Annotated in this window: 22 protein-coding genes; 7 read left to right on the top strand and 15 right to left on the bottom strand. The window is 39.9% G+C overall.

The window, feature by feature from the left end; genetic code table 11:
- Positions 1-157 precede the first annotated feature (157 nt).
- From CHI10_RS05665 to CHI10_RS22240, 12 genes are all read right to left on the bottom strand, one after another.
- Positions 158-916: a DeoR/GlpR family DNA-binding transcription regulator gene (locus tag CHI10_RS05665; RefSeq protein ID WP_095243344.1), complete on the bottom strand. Its 759-nt coding sequence runs from the start codon at positions 914-916 to the stop codon at positions 158-160.
- 206 nt (positions 917-1,122) lie between these two features.
- A complete protein-coding gene (locus CHI10_RS05660) occupies positions 1,123-2,160 on the bottom strand; it encodes an autoinducer 2 ABC transporter substrate-binding protein (RefSeq protein ID WP_095243343.1) in 1,038 nt (345 codons plus the stop codon).
- 68 nt (positions 2,161-2,228) lie between these two features.
- Entirely contained in the window at positions 2,229-3,197 is a 969-nt protein-coding gene (locus CHI10_RS05655; RefSeq protein WP_095243342.1) for an ABC transporter permease, read from the bottom strand.
- Between the two features lie 15 nt (positions 3,198-3,212).
- The gene (locus CHI10_RS05650; RefSeq protein WP_095243341.1) at positions 3,213-4,199 is read right to left on the bottom strand and encodes an ABC transporter permease; all 987 of its coding nucleotides are present in this window, start codon (positions 4,197-4,199) and stop codon (positions 3,213-3,215) included.
- The gene (locus tag CHI10_RS05645) at positions 4,196-5,755 is read right to left on the bottom strand and encodes a sugar ABC transporter ATP-binding protein (RefSeq protein ID WP_095243340.1); all 1,560 of its coding nucleotides are present in this window, start codon (positions 5,753-5,755) and stop codon (positions 4,196-4,198) included. Before CHI10_RS05645 ends, CHI10_RS05650 begins: the two co-directional genes overlap by 4 nt.
- A gap of 25 nt (positions 5,756-5,780) precedes the next feature.
- The gene (gene rbsK, locus CHI10_RS05640) at positions 5,781-6,743 is read right to left on the bottom strand and encodes a ribokinase (protein ID WP_095243339.1); all 963 of its coding nucleotides are present in this window, start codon (positions 6,741-6,743) and stop codon (positions 5,781-5,783) included.
- Between the two features lie 16 nt (positions 6,744-6,759).
- Positions 6,760-7,443, bottom strand: coding sequence for a ribulose-phosphate 3-epimerase (gene rpe / locus CHI10_RS05635; RefSeq protein ID WP_095243338.1), 684 nt, complete (start codon positions 7,441-7,443; stop codon positions 6,760-6,762).
- Positions 7,440-9,128: a ribulokinase gene (locus tag CHI10_RS05630; RefSeq protein ID WP_218831296.1), complete on the bottom strand. Its 1,689-nt coding sequence runs from the start codon at positions 9,126-9,128 to the stop codon at positions 7,440-7,442. Before CHI10_RS05630 ends, rpe begins: the two co-directional genes overlap by 4 nt.
- Before the next feature lie 260 nt (positions 9,129-9,388).
- Positions 9,389-10,180: a DeoR/GlpR family DNA-binding transcription regulator gene (locus CHI10_RS05625; RefSeq protein ID WP_095243336.1), complete on the bottom strand. Its 792-nt coding sequence runs from the start codon at positions 10,178-10,180 to the stop codon at positions 9,389-9,391.
- A gap of 461 nt (positions 10,181-10,641) precedes the next feature.
- Positions 10,642-10,872, bottom strand: a complete 231-nt coding sequence (locus tag CHI10_RS05620) for a hypothetical protein (protein WP_095243335.1) — start codon at positions 10,870-10,872, stop codon at positions 10,642-10,644.
- A gap of 45 nt (positions 10,873-10,917) precedes the next feature.
- Positions 10,918-11,805, bottom strand: coding sequence for a helix-turn-helix domain-containing protein (locus CHI10_RS05615; protein ID WP_095243334.1), 888 nt, complete (start codon positions 11,803-11,805; stop codon positions 10,918-10,920).
- A gap of 302 nt (positions 11,806-12,107) precedes the next feature.
- Positions 12,108-12,260 (bottom strand): YwzD family small protein, encoded by a 153-nt coding sequence (locus tag CHI10_RS22240; protein ID WP_179288962.1) that lies wholly within the window; start codon positions 12,258-12,260, stop codon positions 12,108-12,110.
- Positions 12,261-12,590: 330 nt separating this feature from the next.
- Here CHI10_RS22240 and CHI10_RS05610 point away from each other — a divergent pair, with 330 nt between their 5' ends.
- The 3 genes from CHI10_RS05610 (at position 12,591) to CHI10_RS05600 (ending at position 15,075) form a co-directional block, all read left to right on the top strand.
- Entirely contained in the window at positions 12,591-13,469 is an 879-nt protein-coding gene (locus CHI10_RS05610; RefSeq protein ID WP_095243333.1) for a helix-turn-helix domain-containing protein, read from the top strand.
- 144 nt (positions 13,470-13,613) lie between these two features.
- Positions 13,614-14,678, top strand: a complete 1,065-nt coding sequence (locus CHI10_RS05605) for a C40 family peptidase (protein ID WP_095243332.1) — start codon at positions 13,614-13,616, stop codon at positions 14,676-14,678.
- Positions 14,679-14,775: 97 nt separating this feature from the next.
- Complete coding sequence (locus CHI10_RS05600) at positions 14,776-15,075, top strand: hypothetical protein (RefSeq protein WP_095243331.1); 300 nt, start codon at positions 14,776-14,778, stop codon at positions 15,073-15,075.
- A gap of 34 nt (positions 15,076-15,109) precedes the next feature.
- On the opposite strand, the gene CHI10_RS05595 is transcribed toward CHI10_RS05600, so the two are convergent.
- From CHI10_RS05595 to argH, 3 genes are all read right to left on the bottom strand, one after another.
- A complete protein-coding gene (locus CHI10_RS05595) occupies positions 15,110-16,324 on the bottom strand; it encodes an efflux RND transporter periplasmic adaptor subunit (protein WP_095243330.1) in 1,215 nt (404 codons plus the stop codon).
- A 14-nt stretch (positions 16,325-16,338) separates the two neighbouring features.
- A complete protein-coding gene (locus tag CHI10_RS05590; protein WP_095243329.1) occupies positions 16,339-17,001 on the bottom strand; it encodes a hypothetical protein in 663 nt (220 codons plus the stop codon).
- A 510-nt stretch (positions 17,002-17,511) separates the two neighbouring features.
- Positions 17,512-19,002, bottom strand: a complete 1,491-nt coding sequence (argH, locus tag CHI10_RS05585) for an argininosuccinate lyase (protein WP_095243328.1) — start codon at positions 19,000-19,002, stop codon at positions 17,512-17,514.
- Positions 19,003-19,494: 492 nt separating this feature from the next.
- On the opposite strand from argH, the gene CHI10_RS05575 reads away from it, so the two are divergent.
- The 4 genes from CHI10_RS05575 to CHI10_RS22540 all read left to right on the top strand — a co-directional run.
- Positions 19,495-20,463: a nuclease-related domain-containing protein gene (locus tag CHI10_RS05575; protein WP_095243326.1), complete on the top strand. Its 969-nt coding sequence runs from the start codon at positions 19,495-19,497 to the stop codon at positions 20,461-20,463.
- A 60-nt stretch (positions 20,464-20,523) separates the two neighbouring features.
- The gene (locus tag CHI10_RS05570; RefSeq protein ID WP_048009161.1) at positions 20,524-20,784 is read left to right on the top strand and encodes a CGCGG family putative rSAM-modified RiPP protein; all 261 of its coding nucleotides are present in this window, start codon (positions 20,524-20,526) and stop codon (positions 20,782-20,784) included.
- Positions 20,769-21,044, top strand: coding sequence for a hypothetical protein (locus CHI10_RS05565; protein WP_048009162.1), 276 nt, complete (start codon positions 20,769-20,771; stop codon positions 21,042-21,044). Before CHI10_RS05570 ends, CHI10_RS05565 begins: the two co-directional genes overlap by 16 nt.
- Positions 21,045-21,074: 30 nt before the next feature.
- On the top strand, positions 21,075-21,332 hold a 258-nt coding region (locus tag CHI10_RS22540), incomplete at its 3' end, for a hypothetical protein (protein ID WP_218831295.1).

The raw sequence follows: 21,332 nt of genomic DNA, 5'->3' as shown, positions 1-21,332 counted from the left end.
CCAATAATTAAAGACCTGCGTTTCCAGCATCAAGCCTTCCCAAAAGAAAACGCTGTCAAAACGAAGATCTATTAAACTCTTACTTTCATTATAAGGAGTTTCCTAAGATAAAACAACATAAACAAATATTAAATTGTTGTTTTATTTTTGTTTATGTTTAGATTTTTGCGATGTGGATCTTTAGCTGAAGCCCTTCAAGTTTTTCCTTTATTCCGGAGTCTATTTTTGAATCTGTCATGATGTGATGTGCATTGTTGATAGGCATAATTTGAGAGAATCCTTTTACTCCAAATTTGCTGGAATCAGCCATTACAATGACTTTATCCGATCGCTCAGCCATCCGCTTCTTCAGGATAGCCTGTTCTTCATTTGAATCACTTAGTCCATTTTCAAGATGCAGTCCTTTGCAGGATATAAATGTCTTGTTAACATGGTACATATCCAGTGAACGTTCTGCTAACGGTCCCACGTGAGACATGGATTTTGGATTCAATTTTCCACCTGTTGAAATCACTTCTATCTTGTCTTTTTTGCTAAGTTCCATGGAAACTTTAATGGAATTCGTTATAACGGTAAGAGGGATATTTGGCAGGGCTTTCGCCATGTACCACGCTGTAGAGCTGGCATCCAAAATAATGCGGTCCCCACTCTCCACAAGCTTTGCTGCCTCATTTGCAATGGCTTTTTTCTCCGTAACATTTGTTATTTCACGTTCTGCCACATCGGGGTCTTCCTCTTGAATCCTGACCGCTCCGCCATGGCTCCTTTTCAGCTTATTTTCTCTTTCGAGTTTTTCCAGGTCCCGGCGAATCGTTTCTTCTGTTACAGAAAAATACTCGCTTAATTCACTTACGCGAATACTGGATTTAATATTTACAAGTTCAACAATTTTCTGTTGCCTTTCTGCTACTAGCATTCTATACCCTTCCTCTTATGTAAATAATTTTTGTTTATTTTTGTTTGTTTTTGTTTCATTCTCACTATATCATATTTCCACTACATTATATATCCTTCGCTGATTGGGCGAAGGACATGTATTTTCAGGAAAGGAAGGGTCAAATATAAAGTGTTTAAAAAAGGGGCATCCCCAAAAGCTAGGACACCCCTTGTTTTTATCCGTTATTAGAAATCAAAATCTCCTGCATTTTCAGCTGTAAAGTCTGTTGGAGGTCCCATGATAATTGTTTTGTTATCATCCCAAACTTCAATTTTTCCAACACCAGGTACATCTTGGCCATTTTCAGGATTCTTGCCTTCTGCCAGATCTTTAGCAAGAGCAACTGTTAAGTAACCTAATTTGTCTGGCTCCCAAAGAATCGCTACATCTAATGATCCATCTTCAAGGAATGGCTTAGAATCATTTGGAAGAGCCGTTCCAACTACTGAAATCTTATCTTGAAGCCCTTTTTCCTGAACAGCTTGCGCTGCACCAATTGGAGCAATAGTAGAGAAAGCCATAATACCCTTTAAATCAGGATATGCTTTAATTAAATCAAGCGTCTTTTGGTATGCAACAGGCTGTTTTTCATCAGTAGGAATAATATCTGTAACTAGTTTGATATTTGGATAGTTCTCTTCAAGCTCTTTCTTGGCACCATCGATCCAAGAGTTTAGGTTAGCTGCAGAAAGACCGCCGGTCAAGATGGCAATTTCGCCTTCCTCTGTTCCCATTTGCTCAACTAGAGACTTCGCGATATGACGTCCGTAACCCTCATCGTCGATTTGGTGGACTGATAATTCTACTACTGATTGATCCGCTGGAGTATCCCAGTCCATTACCGTGATACCTTGTTCTTTTGCTTTCTTTAAGACAGGTGTTAAAGATGCCGGGTCATTTGGAGCTACTGCGATAACATCAACATTTTGGCTGATTAAGTCTTCAATGACTTTAACCTGCTGCGCAGCATCTGCTTCAGTCGGCCCAGTATAAATGACTTTAACGCCTAACTCTTCGCCTGCTTTAATTACTCCCTTTTCAGATGCATTGAAATAAGGGATCCCTACAAGTTTAGGAACCACTGCAATGGTAAGCTCATCGTCACCGCCGCTTTTTTTGCCTGATCCTTCACTTTTGGATCCCGCACTCTCTTGTGACACACAGCCAGCCAGAAGGCCGATTGCTAAAATCATCGTTAGCATCGATACAAAAAACTTTTTCATCGTTTCTTCCCCCTTTTGATCTTTTCCATATATGGTTATCTGACTATGTCAGATGGCACCCAATTCCTTTATGCTGCTGCAGCCTCTTGCTGCTTCTTTTGTTTCTTTTCATCTGCTTTTGCTTTAATAAAGTTAACCACAAGCACGAGAATGAGAATCGCACCCGTAATCACTCCAACAATGGCCCTTGGAACACCCATTAAATTCAAGCCATTGGATAGTACTTGAAATATGATCACTGCATAAACGGTTCCAATAACTTTTCCATAGCCGCCCTGGATGTCTGTTCCTCCAAGAACCGCAGCAGCCACACTTTGCAGAAGATAGGAAGATCCCAAGTCAACTTTTGCTGTATTATATCTGGAAGTCATGATGATGGAAGAGAGCGTTGCCAGTAATGCTGCAAAAAGATAGACTTTCATCAGCACTCTGCTGTTATTGATTCCTGAGAATAAAGTGGCAACCGGGTTGCTTCCAACCATATATACACTTCTTCCCCATCCTGTCTTAGTCAAGAGAACACCAGTTAAAATAGCTACAATAATAAAGATCAGCATCGACAAAGGAATGATCCCCATATAATAACCATTTCCAATCAGACTGTAAGACTCACTGAAGCCTGAGATAGACCTGCCTTTTGTCACGCTTAATATAATCCCTTCGAACAAAACCATCGTTCCTAATGTTACTAGAATAGGTGAAACTCCGATTTTTGAAACGATGAAGCCATTTAATGATCCGCATGCCAGTCCGACCGCAATCCCAGCAATGATCGCTACAAGCATGGAATAACCGTTCATTTGCATCATGGCAATTGTTACACCTGATAATGCTGCTACATAGGTAATGGAAAGATCTATTCCTCCCGTAATAATAACAACCATCATCCCTAGTGCAATTAGCCCAAATTCAGGCAGCTGGAACATCATATTACTAATGTTGTTGGATGATAGAAATCCCGGTGCCAATAAACTCATCAAGACTATAAGTCCCACTGCAATAATTCCCAGTACTTGTTCCTTTGATAGCGATTTCATTTCATTCCCTCCTCTCTATGCTTCCACTTCGATCCGGGCCATCTTATTTTTAGCCCTCTTATATTGGATATGATCAAATGAAACTGCCAATAGGATAACTATGCCAATTACCACCTGTTGCCAAAACGTGTCGATTCTTGCCAGAATTAAACCGTTTTCCATGATTGCCAGCAATAACACTCCGAGGAAAGTGCCAACAATAGAACCTCTTCCCCCCATAATATTGGCTCCGCCGAGTACAACGGCTGCGATTACAGTCAATTCAAATCCGAGCATTCCATTCGGGTCTACTGCTTTTGTATAAGATAGCTGGGCAATGGCAGCAATACCTGCCAAAAAGCCCATATAAGAGAAAACAAAAATTTGCACTTTATCAAAATTGATTCCAACCCGGATAGCTGATTCTTTATTTCCGCCAATCGCCAGAACTTCACGCCCGATGACGGTATATTTGAGAACAAACCAGGTGAAAACTGCAATAACAATAAATAGAATAGTTAAAATCGATACCCCAAATATATTGAAGTTAGCAAACTTCAAAAATATGCTTGGGAAACTTGTGCTATTCAGATACTGTCCATTCGTGATATACAAGACGATCCCGTTAATCATACTCATCGTTCCAAGTGTCACGACAATTGCCGGTATCTGAATCCGGGAAACTAGAAAGCCATTAATAGCTCCAAAGAAAACACCGATTAATGGTGCAATAATAAATAATAGTAAAATAGCAACCGGACTATCTGGCATTAATACCAGCAGTTTTCCAATTATGACCCAAACTGCACTTGTCACAGCTGCAACAGAAACATCAATACCACCTGTAATAATAATGAGCGTCATACCTACAGCCAAGATTCCCAATACAGCATTTCCTTTTAAAATATCCAGTAGATTCCCTGGGCTTAAAAATGCCGGGCTCATGATCGTTAAGATAATGCAAAGTAAAAGCACGATCCCTGCAATGCTCATTTCCTTTGATTTCAGTATCGAGTTAATCACATTTGCACCTCCTGGTTTGGAACAAATGATGCTTGCTCTTTATTCCTGTTCGTATTTCCTGACCCAAGAAGTGCCAGGTTCATGATAGATTCCTGTGTAGCCTCTTCAATGCTAAGTTCTCCCGCAACCCGGCCGTGTCTCATGACTAACACACGGTCACTGACTGCCAATACCTCAGGAAGCTCTGAAGATATGACAATAACACCCATTCCTTCTGCAGCCAGTTTGCGAAGAAGCTTGTGAATTTCTGTTTTTGCACCAATATCAATACCATTTGTCGGCTCATCAATGATTAAAATGTCAGGATTCGTTGAAAGCCACTTTGAGATAACGACTTTTTGCTGGTTACCTCCGGATAGATCACCTGCAGCCCTTTCAGGAAGAGCCGGGCGTACATCAAGGGTCTTTACATAATCATTGGCAAGTTCAATTTCCTTCTTGCGATTAATTAGTCCCAATTTATTTCTAAGTGTTTTTAAGATTGGTAAAGTAATATTTTTAATGATGGACTGCCCCAGAATTAACCCCTGAGTTTTTCGGCTTTCCGGAATATAAGCAATGCCTTTCTTCATAGCATCTTCACTGGATTTAATGGAAACTGGTTTCCCATTAATTTTGATGGTCCCTTGATAAGGTTTATTCACTCCAAAAATAGCCTGTGCCAATTCGGTTCTTCCTGAACCGACCAACCCTGTAATCCCTAATACTTCCCCTTTTTTCAATTCGAAAGAAATGTCTTTGAAATTTCCGTCTTTTGAAAGACCTTCAACTTCAAATATCGTTTCACCCGCGATTTGTCTGGATTGATTCTTTTCATACAAAACGGTTCTTCCAACCATTAAGTTGATCAAACGGTCTTCATCCAAATCACTGCTTTCATAAGTGCCCACATACTTTCCGTCCCTTAGAACTGTGAACCGGTCAGAGACTGTGAATAGTTCTTTCAGCTTGTGGCTGACAAATATGATTGAAATTCCCCTGCTTTTCAAATCATTAATTACTTTATATAGCTTCTCTACTTCTCCGCTTGATAGGGATGAAGTAGGTTCATCCATTACGATGAGCTTCGACTCGAACGCTAAGGCTCTGGCAATCTCAATCAATTGCTGCTGTGCAATACTGAGCTTTTCTACAGGAAGATGAATATCAATTTCTACATCAAGCTCTTTCAAAGCCTTTCTTGCAATTTCTTCAGCTGATTTCCAATTTATTTTTTTCCACGGTCTGCTTGTGCTATCTCTTCCAATATAGATGTTTTCTGCCACCGATAGATTTGGAAATAGGCTTAAATCCTGATAGATGATTGAAATACCCTTTAGCGTGGCATCTATTGGCTTATTTATTTCGGCTTTCTTGCCTTCGAAATAGAACTCCGCTCCAGTGTCAGGCTGATAGATACCTGATAAAATCTTAATCAAGGTAGACTTTCCAGCTCCATTTTCCCCAATTAATGCATGCACTTCACCTGGCTTGACTTCCAAGGTTACGTCATCCAGGGCTTTAACACCAGGGAAGGTCTTGCTAATGCGGGTCATTTTTAATAGATAGTCAGACATGTATATCCTCCTTTCATCTGGCAGCTCAAGCAGAAGATGTTTTCCGGCTCTCCGACATATAGTGGCTGATTTTTCTTTCCTTGCAGAATTGGTTCACTTCATCGAGTGTTGGTATTCCTGTCTGCGCGCCAAGCCTTGTTACTTTCATTGCGCCTACGATAGTTGCGAATTCTGCTGCTGATACTAGATCCTGTCCGTCCGCTATCGCGCAGGCCAGCGCACCGGCAAATGAATCACCTGCACCAACCGTATCTACAGCCTTGACAGGAATCGATTCAATATAAGTAGATTTTCCACTCTCATAAACCAATGAGCCTTTATCGGCCATTTTAATAATTGATTTCTTTACACCCATATGTTCAAAGTACTTTGCCGCTTTATTTGCCGTCTCAATATCCGTTACATCGATTCCGGTTAATTGTTTGGTTTCCTGGCGATTAGGAATGATGAGATCTGCGTATTCAAGTGCACGAACAGTGATCCCCTCTGCTGGCGCTGGATCCAATATGACGAACATGCCTTTTTTCCTGGCTTCAATCATGGACTGGATCACCACTTTTTCAGGTATCTCCATTTGGACCAACAATACTTTGCTCTTGTTGATTTTATCGAAGGCGTTTTCAATGTCCGGGACAGATAAGGCGTCATTGGCGCCTTTCAATACAAGCATCGTGTTCTCCGCTGTCTTATCTATAGTAATAATGGCACAGCCTGTAGACTCATCCTTTACTCGCTTAATATAAGAAACATCCACTTTGCTTGTCTTTAAGGAATCCAATAAGATATCTCCATAGGTATCCTGGCCAATGGAACCAATCATATTTACCGTTTTTCCTAGTCTTGCACAGGCTGTCGCCTGATTAGCGCCCTTCCCTCCAGGAAGCAGCTCCATTTTCTTGCCAAATATCGTTTCACCACGATTTGGGTAATGGTCGGTTAATGCCACAATATCAATATTGATGCTTCCGACAACCGTTATTTCAGCCAATTAAGCCACCTCGCCATCATGTATTTATTCCAGCTTCTTGTTCACTCAAAAAAGTCCTCAGCTTCTTTACCGCACCCTCAAGTGGAATATCATTCCTGAATAAGCAGGAAGTTCCAAGAACAAGCATGTTTGCCCCATTTCCTATCACATCAGGAATGGTATGGTACCCAATATTTCCATCAGCCTGTATATCCACCTGATAGCCTTCTTCAGCAATTAACTGCCTAATTCTATTAATCTTTTTATTCATAAGCGGAACGAATTTCTGGCCGGCAAATCCAGGATTTACGGTCATGATTGTAATATAATCGATTACATCAAGCACATATTCAATTTCAGAAACTGGGGTAGATGGATTCAAAGCTACACCTGCTTTTAAACCCTTATCTCTGATTTTCTGCAGTGTTCTCTGGAGGTGATCTGTTGCCTCTGTATGTACTGAAATCATATCCGCTCCAGCGTCAATAAATAGATCTAAGTAATCTTCCGGCTTTTCAATCATTAAATGGACATCAAAGGGTTTTCTCGTATACTCTCTGATTTTTCTTATTAAGTCCGGCCCCATTGTAAAATTAGGCACAAACTTTCCATCCATTACATCCAAATGAAAGAAGTCGACTCCGGCCCTATCCAGCCTGGTTACTGAATCCTGGAGATTTCCCATATCGGCACACATAAGTGAAGGTCCAATTAATGTCATTTCTTTACCGCCTCCTTTTTTGCATCAAGATTCTTCTGGATATCGATAAGAGTCTTTACTGGTGAGTTTTCTTGTGAGAACGCTTGATGAAGCTGTTCATAAACTTCAAATAGCTGGTTATAGATGTTTCTATATTCAGCGTTTGGCTTATATAATTCACTATCATAATGAAGCATTTCATTGATGGCCTCGTTGATTGAATCCCATCCGCCCCGCTCTTTGCCAGCAGCTACAGCTCCGAGCACGGCCGCTCCCATTGCACATGTATTAGGCACTGTAACAACATGTACATTTCTGCCGGTAATATCTGCGAACAATTGCATCAGTAATTTATTCTTCTCTGCTAAACCACCGCACGCGTATAAATCTTTAATACTGATACCGCTTTCATCGAACGTGTGAAGAATTTTTCTGGCACCGAAAGCCAGAGATTCCAGCAGAGCCCTATATATATGTTCGGGTTTAGTCCCGAGTGTCAATCCTACAATGGTTCCCGTAAGGTTTGGATCTTTTAAGAGACGATTCCCATTCCACCAATCAAGAGCCACAAGTCCGTGCTCTCCCGGCATTAGCAGGGATGCTTTTTCTTCCATTAACTGATACAGAGAGATGCCAGCGGATTCAGCCTCTTTTGCAAGGGAATCCGGGACACAATTATCGATGAACCAGGCTAATGAATCCCCACCGGCACTTTGCCCTGCCTCGTATGCATAATAGCCTGGCAAAATCCCATCCTCTACTACGCCGCTAATTCCGGGAACAAAGCGTTCTTCTTTATCTATGCACATGTGGCAAATCGAGGTTCCCATGGCCATAACCATTTTTCGAGGTGAGTCAACACCTGCTCCTATAACGGCTGCATGCGCATCAATGATTCCAACGGCTACTGCTGTCTTCTCAGTCAGGCCAAGTTCTGCTGCGAACTTGTCTGTTAAAAATCCGGCCCTTGATCCAACAGGATAGATATCAGAAGTTAGCTTCTCTTGTACGACCTGTTCAAAACCCGGGTGAAGCGTTTTCAAAAATTCGTTTGAGGGGTAGCCTTCCTTTTTACTCCAGCTGCCTTTATACCCGGCCATGCAAGAGCTGCGCTTATCTGAGCCAATCAGCTGCATGGTGATCCAGTCCCCAGCTTCGATAAACCGATCAGCAGCTTCATACACCTCGGGTGCTTCGTTTAAAACTTGAAGCATTTTAGGGAACATCCATTCTTCCGATACTTCTCCGCCATATCTATTAAGGAAGGATTCGTTTCTCTCTGTCCCCCGGCCATTTATAAGTGCTGCTTCTTTGTCTGCCGCGTGGTGCTTCCACAGCTTTACCCAGCTATGTGGATTATCCTTGTATTCCGGGCATAAACAAAGGGGAATCCCACTTTCATTTATAGGCATAATCGTACTTGCTGTAAAATCTACTCCTATGCCAATGACATCTTCTCTTTTTATTTCTGACACTTTCAAACATTCAATCACTGTTTCTCTTAAAGTATGTAAATAGTCATTGGGGTTCTGCAATGCCCATTGTGCTTTCAGCTTTATCTCAGTTCCCGGCAATCGCTCCGTGATTACGCCATGTGGATATCGTGAAACTGAAGATGAGACAATTGTACCATTATGGACATTTACTAAAATGGCTCTTGCAGACTCTGTACCGAAGTCAATCCCAAAAACATATTTGTTATCCAAAATTGCCCACCACCTTATTTGATTTTTATTATAATTTAGACATATTTGTTTTTCAACATTTTTTTGTTTTATTTTTTTATAATCAAACATTTAAGAGTTGAATTATTTTGTTTTTTTATAATTGTAACCGCTTTTGTAAAGAATGGACCATTTGGACATTATTTTTTATGTATATCCTTCTTCAAACCGCCGTATAACTATAGAATTTTGTTGTTTTTCCCACAAAAAAACACAGACCCATACTTTGGATCTGTGTTCACTCAATCAGCTACAATTGTATTGATTCCTATATTCCTAATACTTCTTACATCATTAACAGCCATCTTATCATCTGTAATTAGGTAATCAAGATTTCTTAAATTTTCAATGCTAACCAGTGACTTTGTTCCATATTTACTGTAATCGGCTAATAAAAACAGCTGATCAGAAATCGAAATGAACTGTTTCTTGATTTGCGCCTGCATCTCATGGACCTCACTGATCCCTCTCTTTACATCAAATCCGGTACAAGAGAAGAAAAACTTATCTAAATGATAATCTTCTATAACCTTTTGTGATGAAACGCCAACGAAAGACAGCGAATCCTCTAATAAATACCCCCCGACAGTTATCACCGTAATCCCTGGCTGGCTTGCCAGCTCTAATGTGACAGCAATCGAGTTTGTAATGACCGTTATTTCTTTATCCTTTATAAACTTGGCCATTTGTAAAGCCGTTGTACTGGAATCGATGCCGATAATATCTCCATCCTCAACAAAGGATGCTGCTTTCATGGCAATGGAACGTTTTTCCTCTATATTTGTCTGTTCCCTTTTTAAAACAGGTATTTCAGAACCTGATTTTTTTATTGAAACAGCCCCGCCATGTACTCTTGAAAGAAAGCCTTCTTTCTCAAGTCTCTCTAAATCTCTGCGGATTGTTTCTTCCGTAACGCCAAATCGCTTGCTCATATCTGCAACGCGGATCATTCCAAGATCATCAACGAGTGCAATTAACTGTGCCTGTCTTTCATTACCTATCCAAGGTGTTTCTGATTGGAATGAAGAGACCATATATCATCACCTATTTCTTTTATTCATATTGTAATAGTAACATACCCACACCAAACAGACAATAATTCTTTGTTTTATGTTTGGATATGAAGATATATTTATTGTTTTCGCAACTTATTAACCTTGTGAAATTTAGGGTGTTGAGTTCCTTGCACATACTCATTTTTCACCGGGAACCAAAACTTATATTCAATTCAGCTTTTTAACAATATAAACTGAGGCAGATTTACTGTATATTTACATGATCCCGTATAAACCTTTACCCATTTATTTTACTTGTTTTTTTCGCGTTTTACTATGATTATGTAGAAGTTATGGAAGGGTTTTCTTTTTCCGTTAACTAGCAGTAAAGATGTGAATGGAATTTTTAGCGTGGAGACATTTTTTATATTATGGTAGGCATAATGACAAAACCCCAAAAAAAAAACGGGGATATCCCCCGCTTCATGTGTAAATTAATTTTAATGCTCTGATGGAATACCCATTGTAGAAAATGCAGGACTATGTTCTGAAGGGATACCGGCTAACTCAATCGTTTTGCCAACACTGTGTTCTGATGGAATGCCGGCCAACTCTACAGGTTTGACAACACTATGCTCTGACGGAATTCCTGCCTCCTGGTTCCCCGCAAAGGATGCTCCAGCTCCAATTACCCCTAACGCCAATGCTCCGGCTAAAATTAATTTTTTCAAGACATTGACTCCTTTCTCTTCATAATTTATTGAATTATTTATATATTAACATTTATTGAGCAATTTTTCCATTTCCGATTCGACAATTTGGATGAATTTATCATTTTTTTGCAGTCTCAGGATATAAATGGCTTTTTGAAGAAACTCTACTCCGTTTTCTTTATTGCCTAGTTTTATATAATTCTCTCCAGTTTGATAATGTAAATTGGCAAACAAATATTGGATTTCTTCATGGATGCAGATATCAATTCCCTTTTGGCAATATACGAGGGATTCCTGGTATGCCCCTACCTCTGTCAAAGCTTGAGATAAACCAAACAAAATCCTGACTTTCCCTCTGCTCTCAAGAATATGCGGCAGCTTTTCCAAATCATTAAGTGCCTTTTTGAACATCGCGATGGCTTCCTGGTAATAATTTTTATCTTTATATAAAATAGCGATACTTGCTAATATTTCGACTTCTCTTTCCGATAAGTTTACCCTTTTTTCATTGGTAAGATCTAAGGCAGCATGCAATATTTGGATCGCTTTATCGAAATCCTTCTCAAGATAAAAAACACAGATTCCCTGATGCCAGATTAAGAATTGCTTCAGCATGACAGGCTGAAAAATGGGATTATCCAGTTCCTTTTGCACAATCTCGTATATGGCCTGATAATTCCAATTCCGCTTGTGCTTATTAATAATTTGCATAACAGCTGTAGAATAATTTATGGTGGATTTCGAGGCAATATTAAAGAAGTACGTAAGATCAATATTCATTTTATTTGCTAATTGGTTCAGTGTTTCCAGACTTGGATACGCTTTCTCTCTTTCAAAAGAAATAAGATCATCCTCAGAACATATGCCCTCTGCCAGCTCCTTAACACTTAACCCTTTATACTGACGAAAAGATTGTAAGCTGTCGCCAATTAAATACTCACTTAAATTCATCAGCTTTCCCTCACTTAGTATGATTAATAGTATTATTTTACCACAAAAAGTATAATAACGTTTAATAAAGATTAAGGCGTGTACAGGAACACAATCAGTTTTAGGCGATGCATTGGATGTTCCAATATATATATTCGATAGTTCCAGCAAATATCCTTTTATTAATAAAAAATTTGTAATCTCTTTTTTCCTAAAATCAGATTCTTCACTGTCATCCGTTCAGCAATAATTTTATGCAAAATAAAAACCCTGCTAATAGAGGGTTAATCTAACATTATTAGTCTATTTAATGGTTTCTGCGTTTAATTACCCACTATTTTTCTCAAGTCATTTTCAATCTCTGATAGAAGCTTATTAACGCTCATTTCTTTTTCCCCAACACCAATTTCATATACCTTAGTAAGCATCTCCAAAAAAAGTGCATTTATTGTCTTATGACCTTCATTATCCAACAACTTTTTTACCCCTCCTATTTTCCTATCAATACTATGACATTATTCTATTTCTTTTTTGGTTATTTGACAATATTTTTCCAATTAAAAAATAAAAAGAACCGCTTCCTGCTATGGGAAACGGCTAAAATTGGAGATTTAAAAGGATGTTCCATTAGTTGCAAATAGGGTTATTGCCTAAATGCACTTCACATTTTTATTAAAACATTATTATGAAATCTATGTATCTTTGATTATTTACCATTTTTCATTAGTTTCAGAGTGAAACCTCTTGTTTATAAAGGTTTTTAATAGTAAATATAACTATAAGAATATTTTTCAGGAGGATATCGCTTGGACTTTTCTGCTATAGGAAAAAAAATAAGAGAGTTAAGAAAATCAGCAGGCTTTTCTCAAAAGGATCTTGCTAAGGATATATGTACTCAGGCGCAAATAAGCAAAATTGAAAAAGGGGATGTCCTTCCTTTGGCGTCTACTTTATATTTCATCTCTCAGAAGCTAGGGGTTGATATTAATTATTTTTTCGAGCATGGAACAACGCCGAGGCTTGATTATATACAGGAGGTTAATAACCAGCTTAGAATAGCGAGGCGCAGGCTTGATTACCCCCTCATAAAAGAGATTGTGAAAACGGAAGAAAGGAATCCGCTTTTTACATCCAATAAGAGAAATTACCAGATCCTTCTCTGGCATAAAGGGATTTACAAATATCATGTCGATCAACTGCTTGAAGAAGCTCTCCTATATATGGATAGAGCCATCGATTTGACACTCGGGAAAGTGTGGAGTGAAAAGGAAATCGAGATTTTGAACAGTAAAGGAATTTTACTATATGAAGTTGGGAGATACAAGGAGGCTATTGATGTATTCCTTCGTGCCATAAATCATTTAGGAGGGATCATTTATTTAAATGATGAAACAGTCCGCAGCAGGCTCCTTTATAACACGGCCAAAGCCTATACAGGTATTGAGGACTATGAACACTCTACAAAGCTCTGTCATGAGGCAATTGAAAGCTGTTTAGAAAAGGATCAGTTATTTCTATTGGGGCATCTCCATTATCATATTGGCTATAATTATGAGCTCAAAGAACAGTTTATTTTAGCGAAAAAGTATATGGAGCAAGCTCTTGATATTTTTCGGCTGCAGCGGGATGAACGATATAATGACTTTATTCGCGGAAAAATTACAATATTCGACACTATTCTTTAATAGTCACTGCGACACAAGTCGACAGTCCTTTATTATTGTAAAATAATAGTTAGTTTTTTGTATAATCATGTAAAAAAATGATCTTTTTGGACGATATATGTGATAAAATGGTACAAAAATACGTCCAAGGAGTGATTCGGAAAAGTGAAAAAACAGATGGTTACAATTGCTGCTGCTGCAATGCTTTCTTCTGCCTTTGCCTCTCAGGCTTCCGCTGATACATATACAGTAAAAAAAGGGGATACCCTGTTTCATCTGTCTATTAAATACAAAACGACTGTTACTGATATTAAAAAAGCCAATAATTTAAGTTCCGATTTACTATCAATCAATCAAAAACTTGAAATACCAGGGGCAGCAGAGAAGCCTGAATCCAATCAGCCATCCGGCGGTACCACAGCACCTGCACCAGCTAATACAGCCAAAACCTATACCGTTAAAAGCGGGGATACTCTATCTAAAATTGCCTTGAGTCATAATATTAGTTTAAAAGATTTAATGAGCTGGAATGGCCTTAGCACACACTTGATCTATCCTGGACAAGTCTTTAAGGTTTCAAAGCCTGCTGGTAATACCTCAGGAGATACCGGAGAGCAGGCAGGTTCAGCACCTGCACCTTCAAGCCCTGCAAATGGCGGCAGCTCAGAGGTATATGTAGTTAAAAAAGGGGATACTCTTGGCGGCATTGCTTCTAAGTATAAGACTACTGTTCAACAGATTAAAGAGTGGAATAAATTAAGTTCTGATTTAATCCTGATTGGACAAAAGCTTAACTTAAGTGCAACCAAGGATTCAAATGAATCGGTTTCCAGCGGGAAGCCCGGCAATAACGAGCAAACAGATAATGGGACAGGATCCTCGGTTTTAGCGGAAGCCCAAAAGCATGTTGGTGTCCCTTATCAATGGGGTGGCCAAACTCCTTCAGGCTTTGACTGCAGTGGATTCATCTATTACGTTCTTAAGCAGACAGGCTCCAAAATGGCACGCTACTCTTCTGAAGGATACTACAGCCGTTCCTTTTACGTGAATACGCCACAGCCTGGCGATTTAGTATTTTTTGAGAATACATATAAGAAAGGCATTTCTCACTTAGGCTTCTATGTAGGAAACAATAAATTTATCCATGCCGGCTCATCAGGCGTTGAAATCTCCAGTCTGGATAATTCGTATTGGAAGAAACATTTTGATGGATTCAAGAGATTTTACTAGGACACCTATTTACAGGTGTCTTTTTTCATATTTTGGAAGGAATATACATATATTTCGAAGAATACTATAAGTAGCGGGGTCAAAAGGAGGAGATCCAATGAATATCGTAGGCATTATTACATTTTTGTCCTTATCTTTATTATTAATGAGTCTTCTTTTAATTTATTCCAAATTCCATCATCAGACGCCGGGCAAGTTGGCTGCGATTATCGTTTTTTTCCTTTTGAATGCCGTACCTCTTGTGTATATTGTCTATACCGAAAAAAGCATAGGCTATGCCAGCAACTTTTTTGCAATTGGCTCAATTTTTATGTTTGTGTGGGTGATTACCACTGTTCTTCTGCTTTTTGGCATTCTCTTCAGGGCTGGATCTGGTCAGGAAGATTCATATTATTAATAAAAATACCAGCAGCAATATGGCTGCTGGTTTTCTATCTGGAAAGAAAGCCTCTTGCTGCGTATTTCAGCATGTCTTTCTTTCTTAAATCCTTTACGTCTTTCTTTTTAAGCTTTGCGGGTTCCATTGGTGTGGCGAATGGAAATCCGCTTTTGAGAAATGGCGGTCTGTCGAGAAGAACAAGTTCCCCCTTCTCCACCCCTTCCTTCACTTCCTGGGTCTGTCCAATTTTCAGCCCTGTTTCTATTACCTTCCTTTCAAGGCGGCCGTTTTGCTGAATTGCATATGTATACGCGCCTTTTTTCTCCCTTTTCACCGCTTGGGCCGGGATCGTCAGGGTATTCTCCACTTCATTCGTTACAATCCGCAAATCGACGTGCTCTCCATGGAAGCTTTCGAACTCAGGTGTTTCGTTCATAGCAATCGTAAACTCATAGCGGCTTTCAGTTTCCGCATGTGGTTCTGATGTTGGATAGTTTAAGATTTTTTCAAGGGTTCCGTCTATTTTTTTGTTGCTGCCTTTTGGGATGATATATACTTTCATTCCCTCTGTTGCCTTATGAATTTCCTGCTCTGTAAAAACCCCTTCGACCTTTTGCTCGTTTGAGATTATGGTTACAACCGGATTTGTGAGGTCATTCTTAATGCTTTTGACCGTTCCCGCTATTTCACTTTCAACCGTCAGATTAGACAGACTCTCATCCGCGGCATAAATCATATCATCATACTTTTGGATTTCACTTTCAAGCCTGCTGATTTGCAGTTCCTTTTCTTCGATATCCCGTTCAATTGTTTGAATCATATATGCGTTTGGATTGGGTTCATCTTCTTCTGCAGGTGTTAGAGCAAGCGTTCTCTGCGTGCTTTCCAAATCTCTGATATGACTTTCTATGCTAATTTGTTCACGTTCCAGTTTTTCTTTTTCGATCTGAAAATTTTCCTTCGTCAAGGCTATGTCATCCGGTGAGTATTCGAATAAGCCTGTCCCCGGCTGGACCTCGTCCCCTTTTTCTACAAGAAAGGACTTAAATGTGCCTGTTGTATTTTCATAGTATAAGTGCTGCTCTTCCTTTGGAGTCAATACCCCCTTTGCCGGCATAGTCTCAAGAAGATCCTGTTTTTTCACGGCCGTCCATTCATCGATATAGTAGGTTCTGCTGATCTTATCGCTTTTCCAAAAAATCAGCGCAATATTGCAAGCCAGGAACAGTGTCCCACCGATAACCAGCAATCTCACTTTCCACGTCATAGAAGATCCCTCACTTAAATTAACTTTTCCAATTGAATGGATGAGAGTAAAGCTGAGACAATCACGAAAAACAGATGCGTTCCGATCAGCATGAATATCAGGAAGCGCGGGCTTCTTTCGGAAACGGCTTTTAAGTACTTATATTGCAGGACAACTGTCCAAATTTTGAAAAGTGTAATGGCAGAAAACGTGTAGATCAACAGATCCGGAAATGAAGCTGCCTGAACAATGACGCCGAATGAAAATATGGATGATTCACTGTTTAATCCAAGAAATAAAAAGAGTGGAATGTTTATTGCCTTTTCCATTAAGAGAATCAGCATAACCATCAGCTGAATGCTGATCAATTTTTGATATTCAACGTCTACCAGTGTCCAAAATAACAGGGATGGCAGAAAAATTATCATGGCCGCATAGATGATGCTATAAACGATTTGTCCGCCGCCAAAGAACAGCTTGTACAGCTCATACTCGCTTCTGGACATATCAGTCAGACTTTTTGATGTCTGCTCACTCCCAATGCCAAAGTAAGCACTGAGTCCAAATATCAGTGCACTCAGCAGCATGACCAGCAGAATCTGCTTCCATAAACCTGATAGTCTCTCCTCTTTTCTCAGCTGATGTGAAATCATATAAGGTTCCTTTAACCCTCTAAGCAGCGGTACCCGATAGCCCATAAAGTATCCCCCAAAAAAATTATCTATTATTCTTTTATTTTAACTTAAAATCAAAATATTGGGAAATAGGTAGAATTGTGGAGAAATGGGTCCAAGTACGGCTCAAATTATAGCAAAAGACCTTCGAGAGCCCATTTTTCCTGATGGTTAGTCTTTATTTTACAAAAATAAGTGTCGGAATTTGCAAAAACTTTTGTTGTTTCAAGTGGCCAGAAAGGCGGTATAGTTAAGTAAGAATTTTACAACTATGTCCTTGTCACGAGAGAATAAAAATCGAGGAGGGCTTACTAATGAAAATAAAAGCTGGAAACTGGACAATGCTGAGTGAGCAGGAGAAATTATTTATTTTGGAAGCTGTTAGCTTTTTTCAATCTAGAACGAAGAAGAAGTTATAAGCTTTATGGGAATCTGTTATTCAGCGATCAATAGCAGTTAAAATGGCACCTTTGTATTGAATACAGAAGGTGCCTATTATTTATGATTGGGATGAATTCATTTTAAAAAAATTAGTTAAAACCTAAAATTAATCAAATTCTCCCGCTTCTCCTTAAGCCCTCTCACAGTCCCCTCATAGCTGAGCAGGTCCCCTGTGAGGGTTTCATTCCGGTGCTTGATCATTCTCGAGACCTCATCCGGATTCGGTCCTCCCTGGAGGCTGCGGATCTGCACAAAGTATTCAGGAGAAATGATTTTCCTCCACTCTTCCTCTGACAGGGAAACGGGAACATATCCCTGAATGACTTCATTTACATCCTCTACTTTCCAGTCGCACAGCTCTTTCTGATCCTTCACCGTTTGTTTTGAAATATAGCTGGCAATGGAGTGGGCTTTCCGGAATGGGATGCTGTAGTCTCTTGCCAGGGTGTCGGCTAATTCTGTGATCGTGATGCACGATTTTTTGGCCATTTCTTTCGCATGGTCTTTATTGACCTTTAATGTAGCAATTACGGCGTACATCAGCTTTAATACCCGATTCGCATTCGTAAAAGCACGATACAGATGGGGTTGCAAATCATCTTCTGTATCGACGATATCGCCGAATGGTGTGTTATGGACCATGTTCATGGCTGCATATGCCTCGCCATAGGCACTGCTGGCAATGGATCTGGAATGCTCAATGGAAACCGGGTTCCTCTTCTGCGGCATAATGCTGCTCACCTGTACGTAAGGATCTGCCACTTGGAAGGTGCCAAACTCCCTTGTTACATGCTGAAGGAAATCCTGGATCCACCGGCCGGTGTTCACCATGCAGGTCATCAGGGCGGATGAGGTCTCCAGCAGATAATCGGCTCCTGCAATCGAGTCGTACGAGTTTTCAATAATTCCTTCAAAACCCAGCAGCTCGCGCGTCCGGTCCCTGCAAATCGGGAAGCCGGTCGTTGTAAGGGCCGCTGCGCCAAGAGAGGATTTGTTTACGGTTTTATAGGCTGCCCACAGCCGGTTGATATCCCTTTGAAGGACATCATAAACAGCCAGCAGGTAATGCCCCAACGTGGTCGGCTGGGCCGGCTGTGTATGGGTATACCCGGTCATATAGGTCTCTTTATGCTCATCCGCCTGCTCAAGCAATGCCTCACTAAGCTGATAGGCACTGCCCAAAAGCTGAAGCAGGTGTTCTCTCAGGACCAGCCTGTACATAGCGATCCCCATATCATTCCGGCTCCGGGCAATATGGATTTTTCCGGCCAGTTCATCACCGATCTCTTCTCCTATTTTCGCTTCCATCATAAAGAAGAGATCTTCAAATTGTGGCTGATAGGATAATGAGCCGGTGTCTGACATTGCCACTTTATTAATACCTTCGAGCATGGTTCTTGCTTCATCTTCCGGAATGATTCCCTGTTCTGCCAGCATGATCACATGTGCCCGGTGGATATCGAACATGACATGGAACAGATAGTCACGCTGATCATTAAAAACGGGCATTAGCAGTTCTTCTGCATATGTTTTGCCTGGAAAGACATGGCCTTCATTTTTAATAAATTCTTCTATTCTGCTCATTTTTTCAACTCCGTTTTATGACAATGATTCCGACCTTATATGGAATCATTTGATTGCTATTAGTATATGCATGGACAATGAAAATGCTGATATTGCACCTATTGTAAAAGGCACTTCATCCAGCCGGAATAAATCTTTAACGGGATTGGGATCAATCCGGGTTTCCATTGAATAACTTTTGTCCCCTCGCCCCTTGGTGATAGGCACTACCCGAAATTTGTCGATTGTGAACTTTGCAAATTGAGTGGGGAAGGTTGCAAATAGATGAGTGATTTTGCAAATAGAAGGGGATTTTGCGCAAATAGAACTGGAAAATTGCAAATAGCTACCTGCTTCCTGCAAATAGAGAAACCGTGGAAGTGCCCGCGGCTAATAAAGGTGGAGAATCTGCAAATAGAGCACGAAAACTTGCAAATAGACTCCCATCTAAAAAGAGGTATATAGACATTTATATCGAAAATAACTATGTAAACACAGAAAGGAGAGCTATACTTGATTAGTAAAAGTCTGAAAGTCCCCGAAATAAACCTCCAGCTTGAAGCGTTGGTAAGAAGAATCCCCGAACAGCACCCCTCACGTGAGAAAGTGATCTCAGAATATAAAAAGAGAAGCGCGGGATTTAAGGGAGAAGAAAGATTATTTTATTACTTAAGCTTTCTGGAACCTAAAAAGTATTGGTTATTTCATGATTTGCGGTTATCAAACGGATCGCAATTTTTTCAAATCGATGCATTGCTGCTCACAGCAAATTTCGGACTCATATTGGAAGTTAAAAATTGGACAGGCACCTTGATTTTCAACCCTCATTTCCAGCAGGTCATCCGCATCCAAAACGACAAAGAAGAAGGATTTCCAGACCCCATTTCACAAGCCTGGCATCAGACGAACCAGTTTAGAAACTGGCTTGATCTTAATGGATTTCCTCGCATTCCTCTTGATTTTTTAGTTGTAATCAGCCATCCTTCCACCATAATTAAGGCAGAGACAGATCCGCTGCAAATATCTAAGAAAGTATTACACTCTCATCACCTTTTATCCAAAATGAATGGCATTGAAAATAAGTACCCTCAGGAAAAAACTGATTCTAAGGAGATTCGGAAGCTATGCCGGACTTTGTTAAAAAAACATACCCCTGTACAATCCGAGATTCTCGAGCACTTCAATGTCTCAGCTGAAGAAATTCTGACTGGTGTCAGCTGTCCTAAATGCACTTCCCTTCCGATGATATTCCATTGGGGGAAATGGCACTGCCCAATGTGTTTATTCTCCTCTTCGTCAGCACATGAAGCTGCGGTCCAAGACTACTTCCGGCTTATTAAGCCGGCAATTACCAACTCGGAATTCCGCTCATTCACACATATCCCATCCCCCTATACTGCTTCAAGAATTCTCACCAGGATGAACCTTTCTTTTAAAAGAAATAAAAGACACCGTATCCACGAAAAAACACTTGAACAGTGATACACCTCACAATTTTTTCCAATAAGTTAATTTATAATTAAGCTGAATTGAGGTGCTAATATGGAAAAGAACTGGTCTATTTCACTTGAGCATGGTAATTACACTAGTGATTTGGAGCTTCTGATCAACGATGCGATGGCGGCAGTAAGCCAGACAGCTAAAGGGTATTATGTCAATATAGTCACACCAGCTGAGTTAGGAAATCCCGATAACTACCTAACTGAAGCACTGCTCCTATACTTCGGAAATAAAGTGGACTCTCAATTTATCGACCAATGCGGATGCGGGGGGTATGTTTTGAGGGTATGGAAAAACAAGTGAGGGACCTGACCATTTTGTGTGATTATAAGAACCGGCATGTTATTTTAAATTACTATTATGAAGATGAACTTATCGATCGGGATGGGATTAGTTTTAATGAGATTTATGTTCATCACGGAACGATTTACTTTATCAAAAATAAAAAACGGATCGTAACCATCAATTCTAAGAAGTATCGTAATATATTGATAGGCGAGGACTTTCAAAATTATTATATTATGCGGAGAGATAAGAATCGGATTGATATCTATTTTCCTTAAACGGGAGCTGCGAAAGCACTGGATGCGCTTTTGCAGCTTTTTTTATTTGGGAGGAGTGATCTCTCTATTTGCAGGAAGCTTGCGTCTATTTGCAGGAATCAGCTTGCTATTTGCAATTTTCCAGTTCTATTTGTACAAGGCAGCCTGCTATTTGCAGCTTACTTCGTTCTATTTGCAGAATCCACGGTTCTATTTGCAAATCTACTATGTGTGCCGTTTCCGATCAGTATGCAGTTCTTCTTTTTGCAGAATCCAGTCTGCTATTTGCAGCTTACTTCGTTTTATTTA

The organism is Bacillus sp. 7894-2 (genome assembly GCF_002272225.1).
Classification (GTDB): Bacteria; Bacillota; Bacilli; order Bacillales; family Cytobacillaceae; genus Cytobacillus.
The sequence above is the reverse complement of the archived record's forward strand: the minus strand, read 5'-3'. Positions and strand labels throughout refer to the sequence as shown.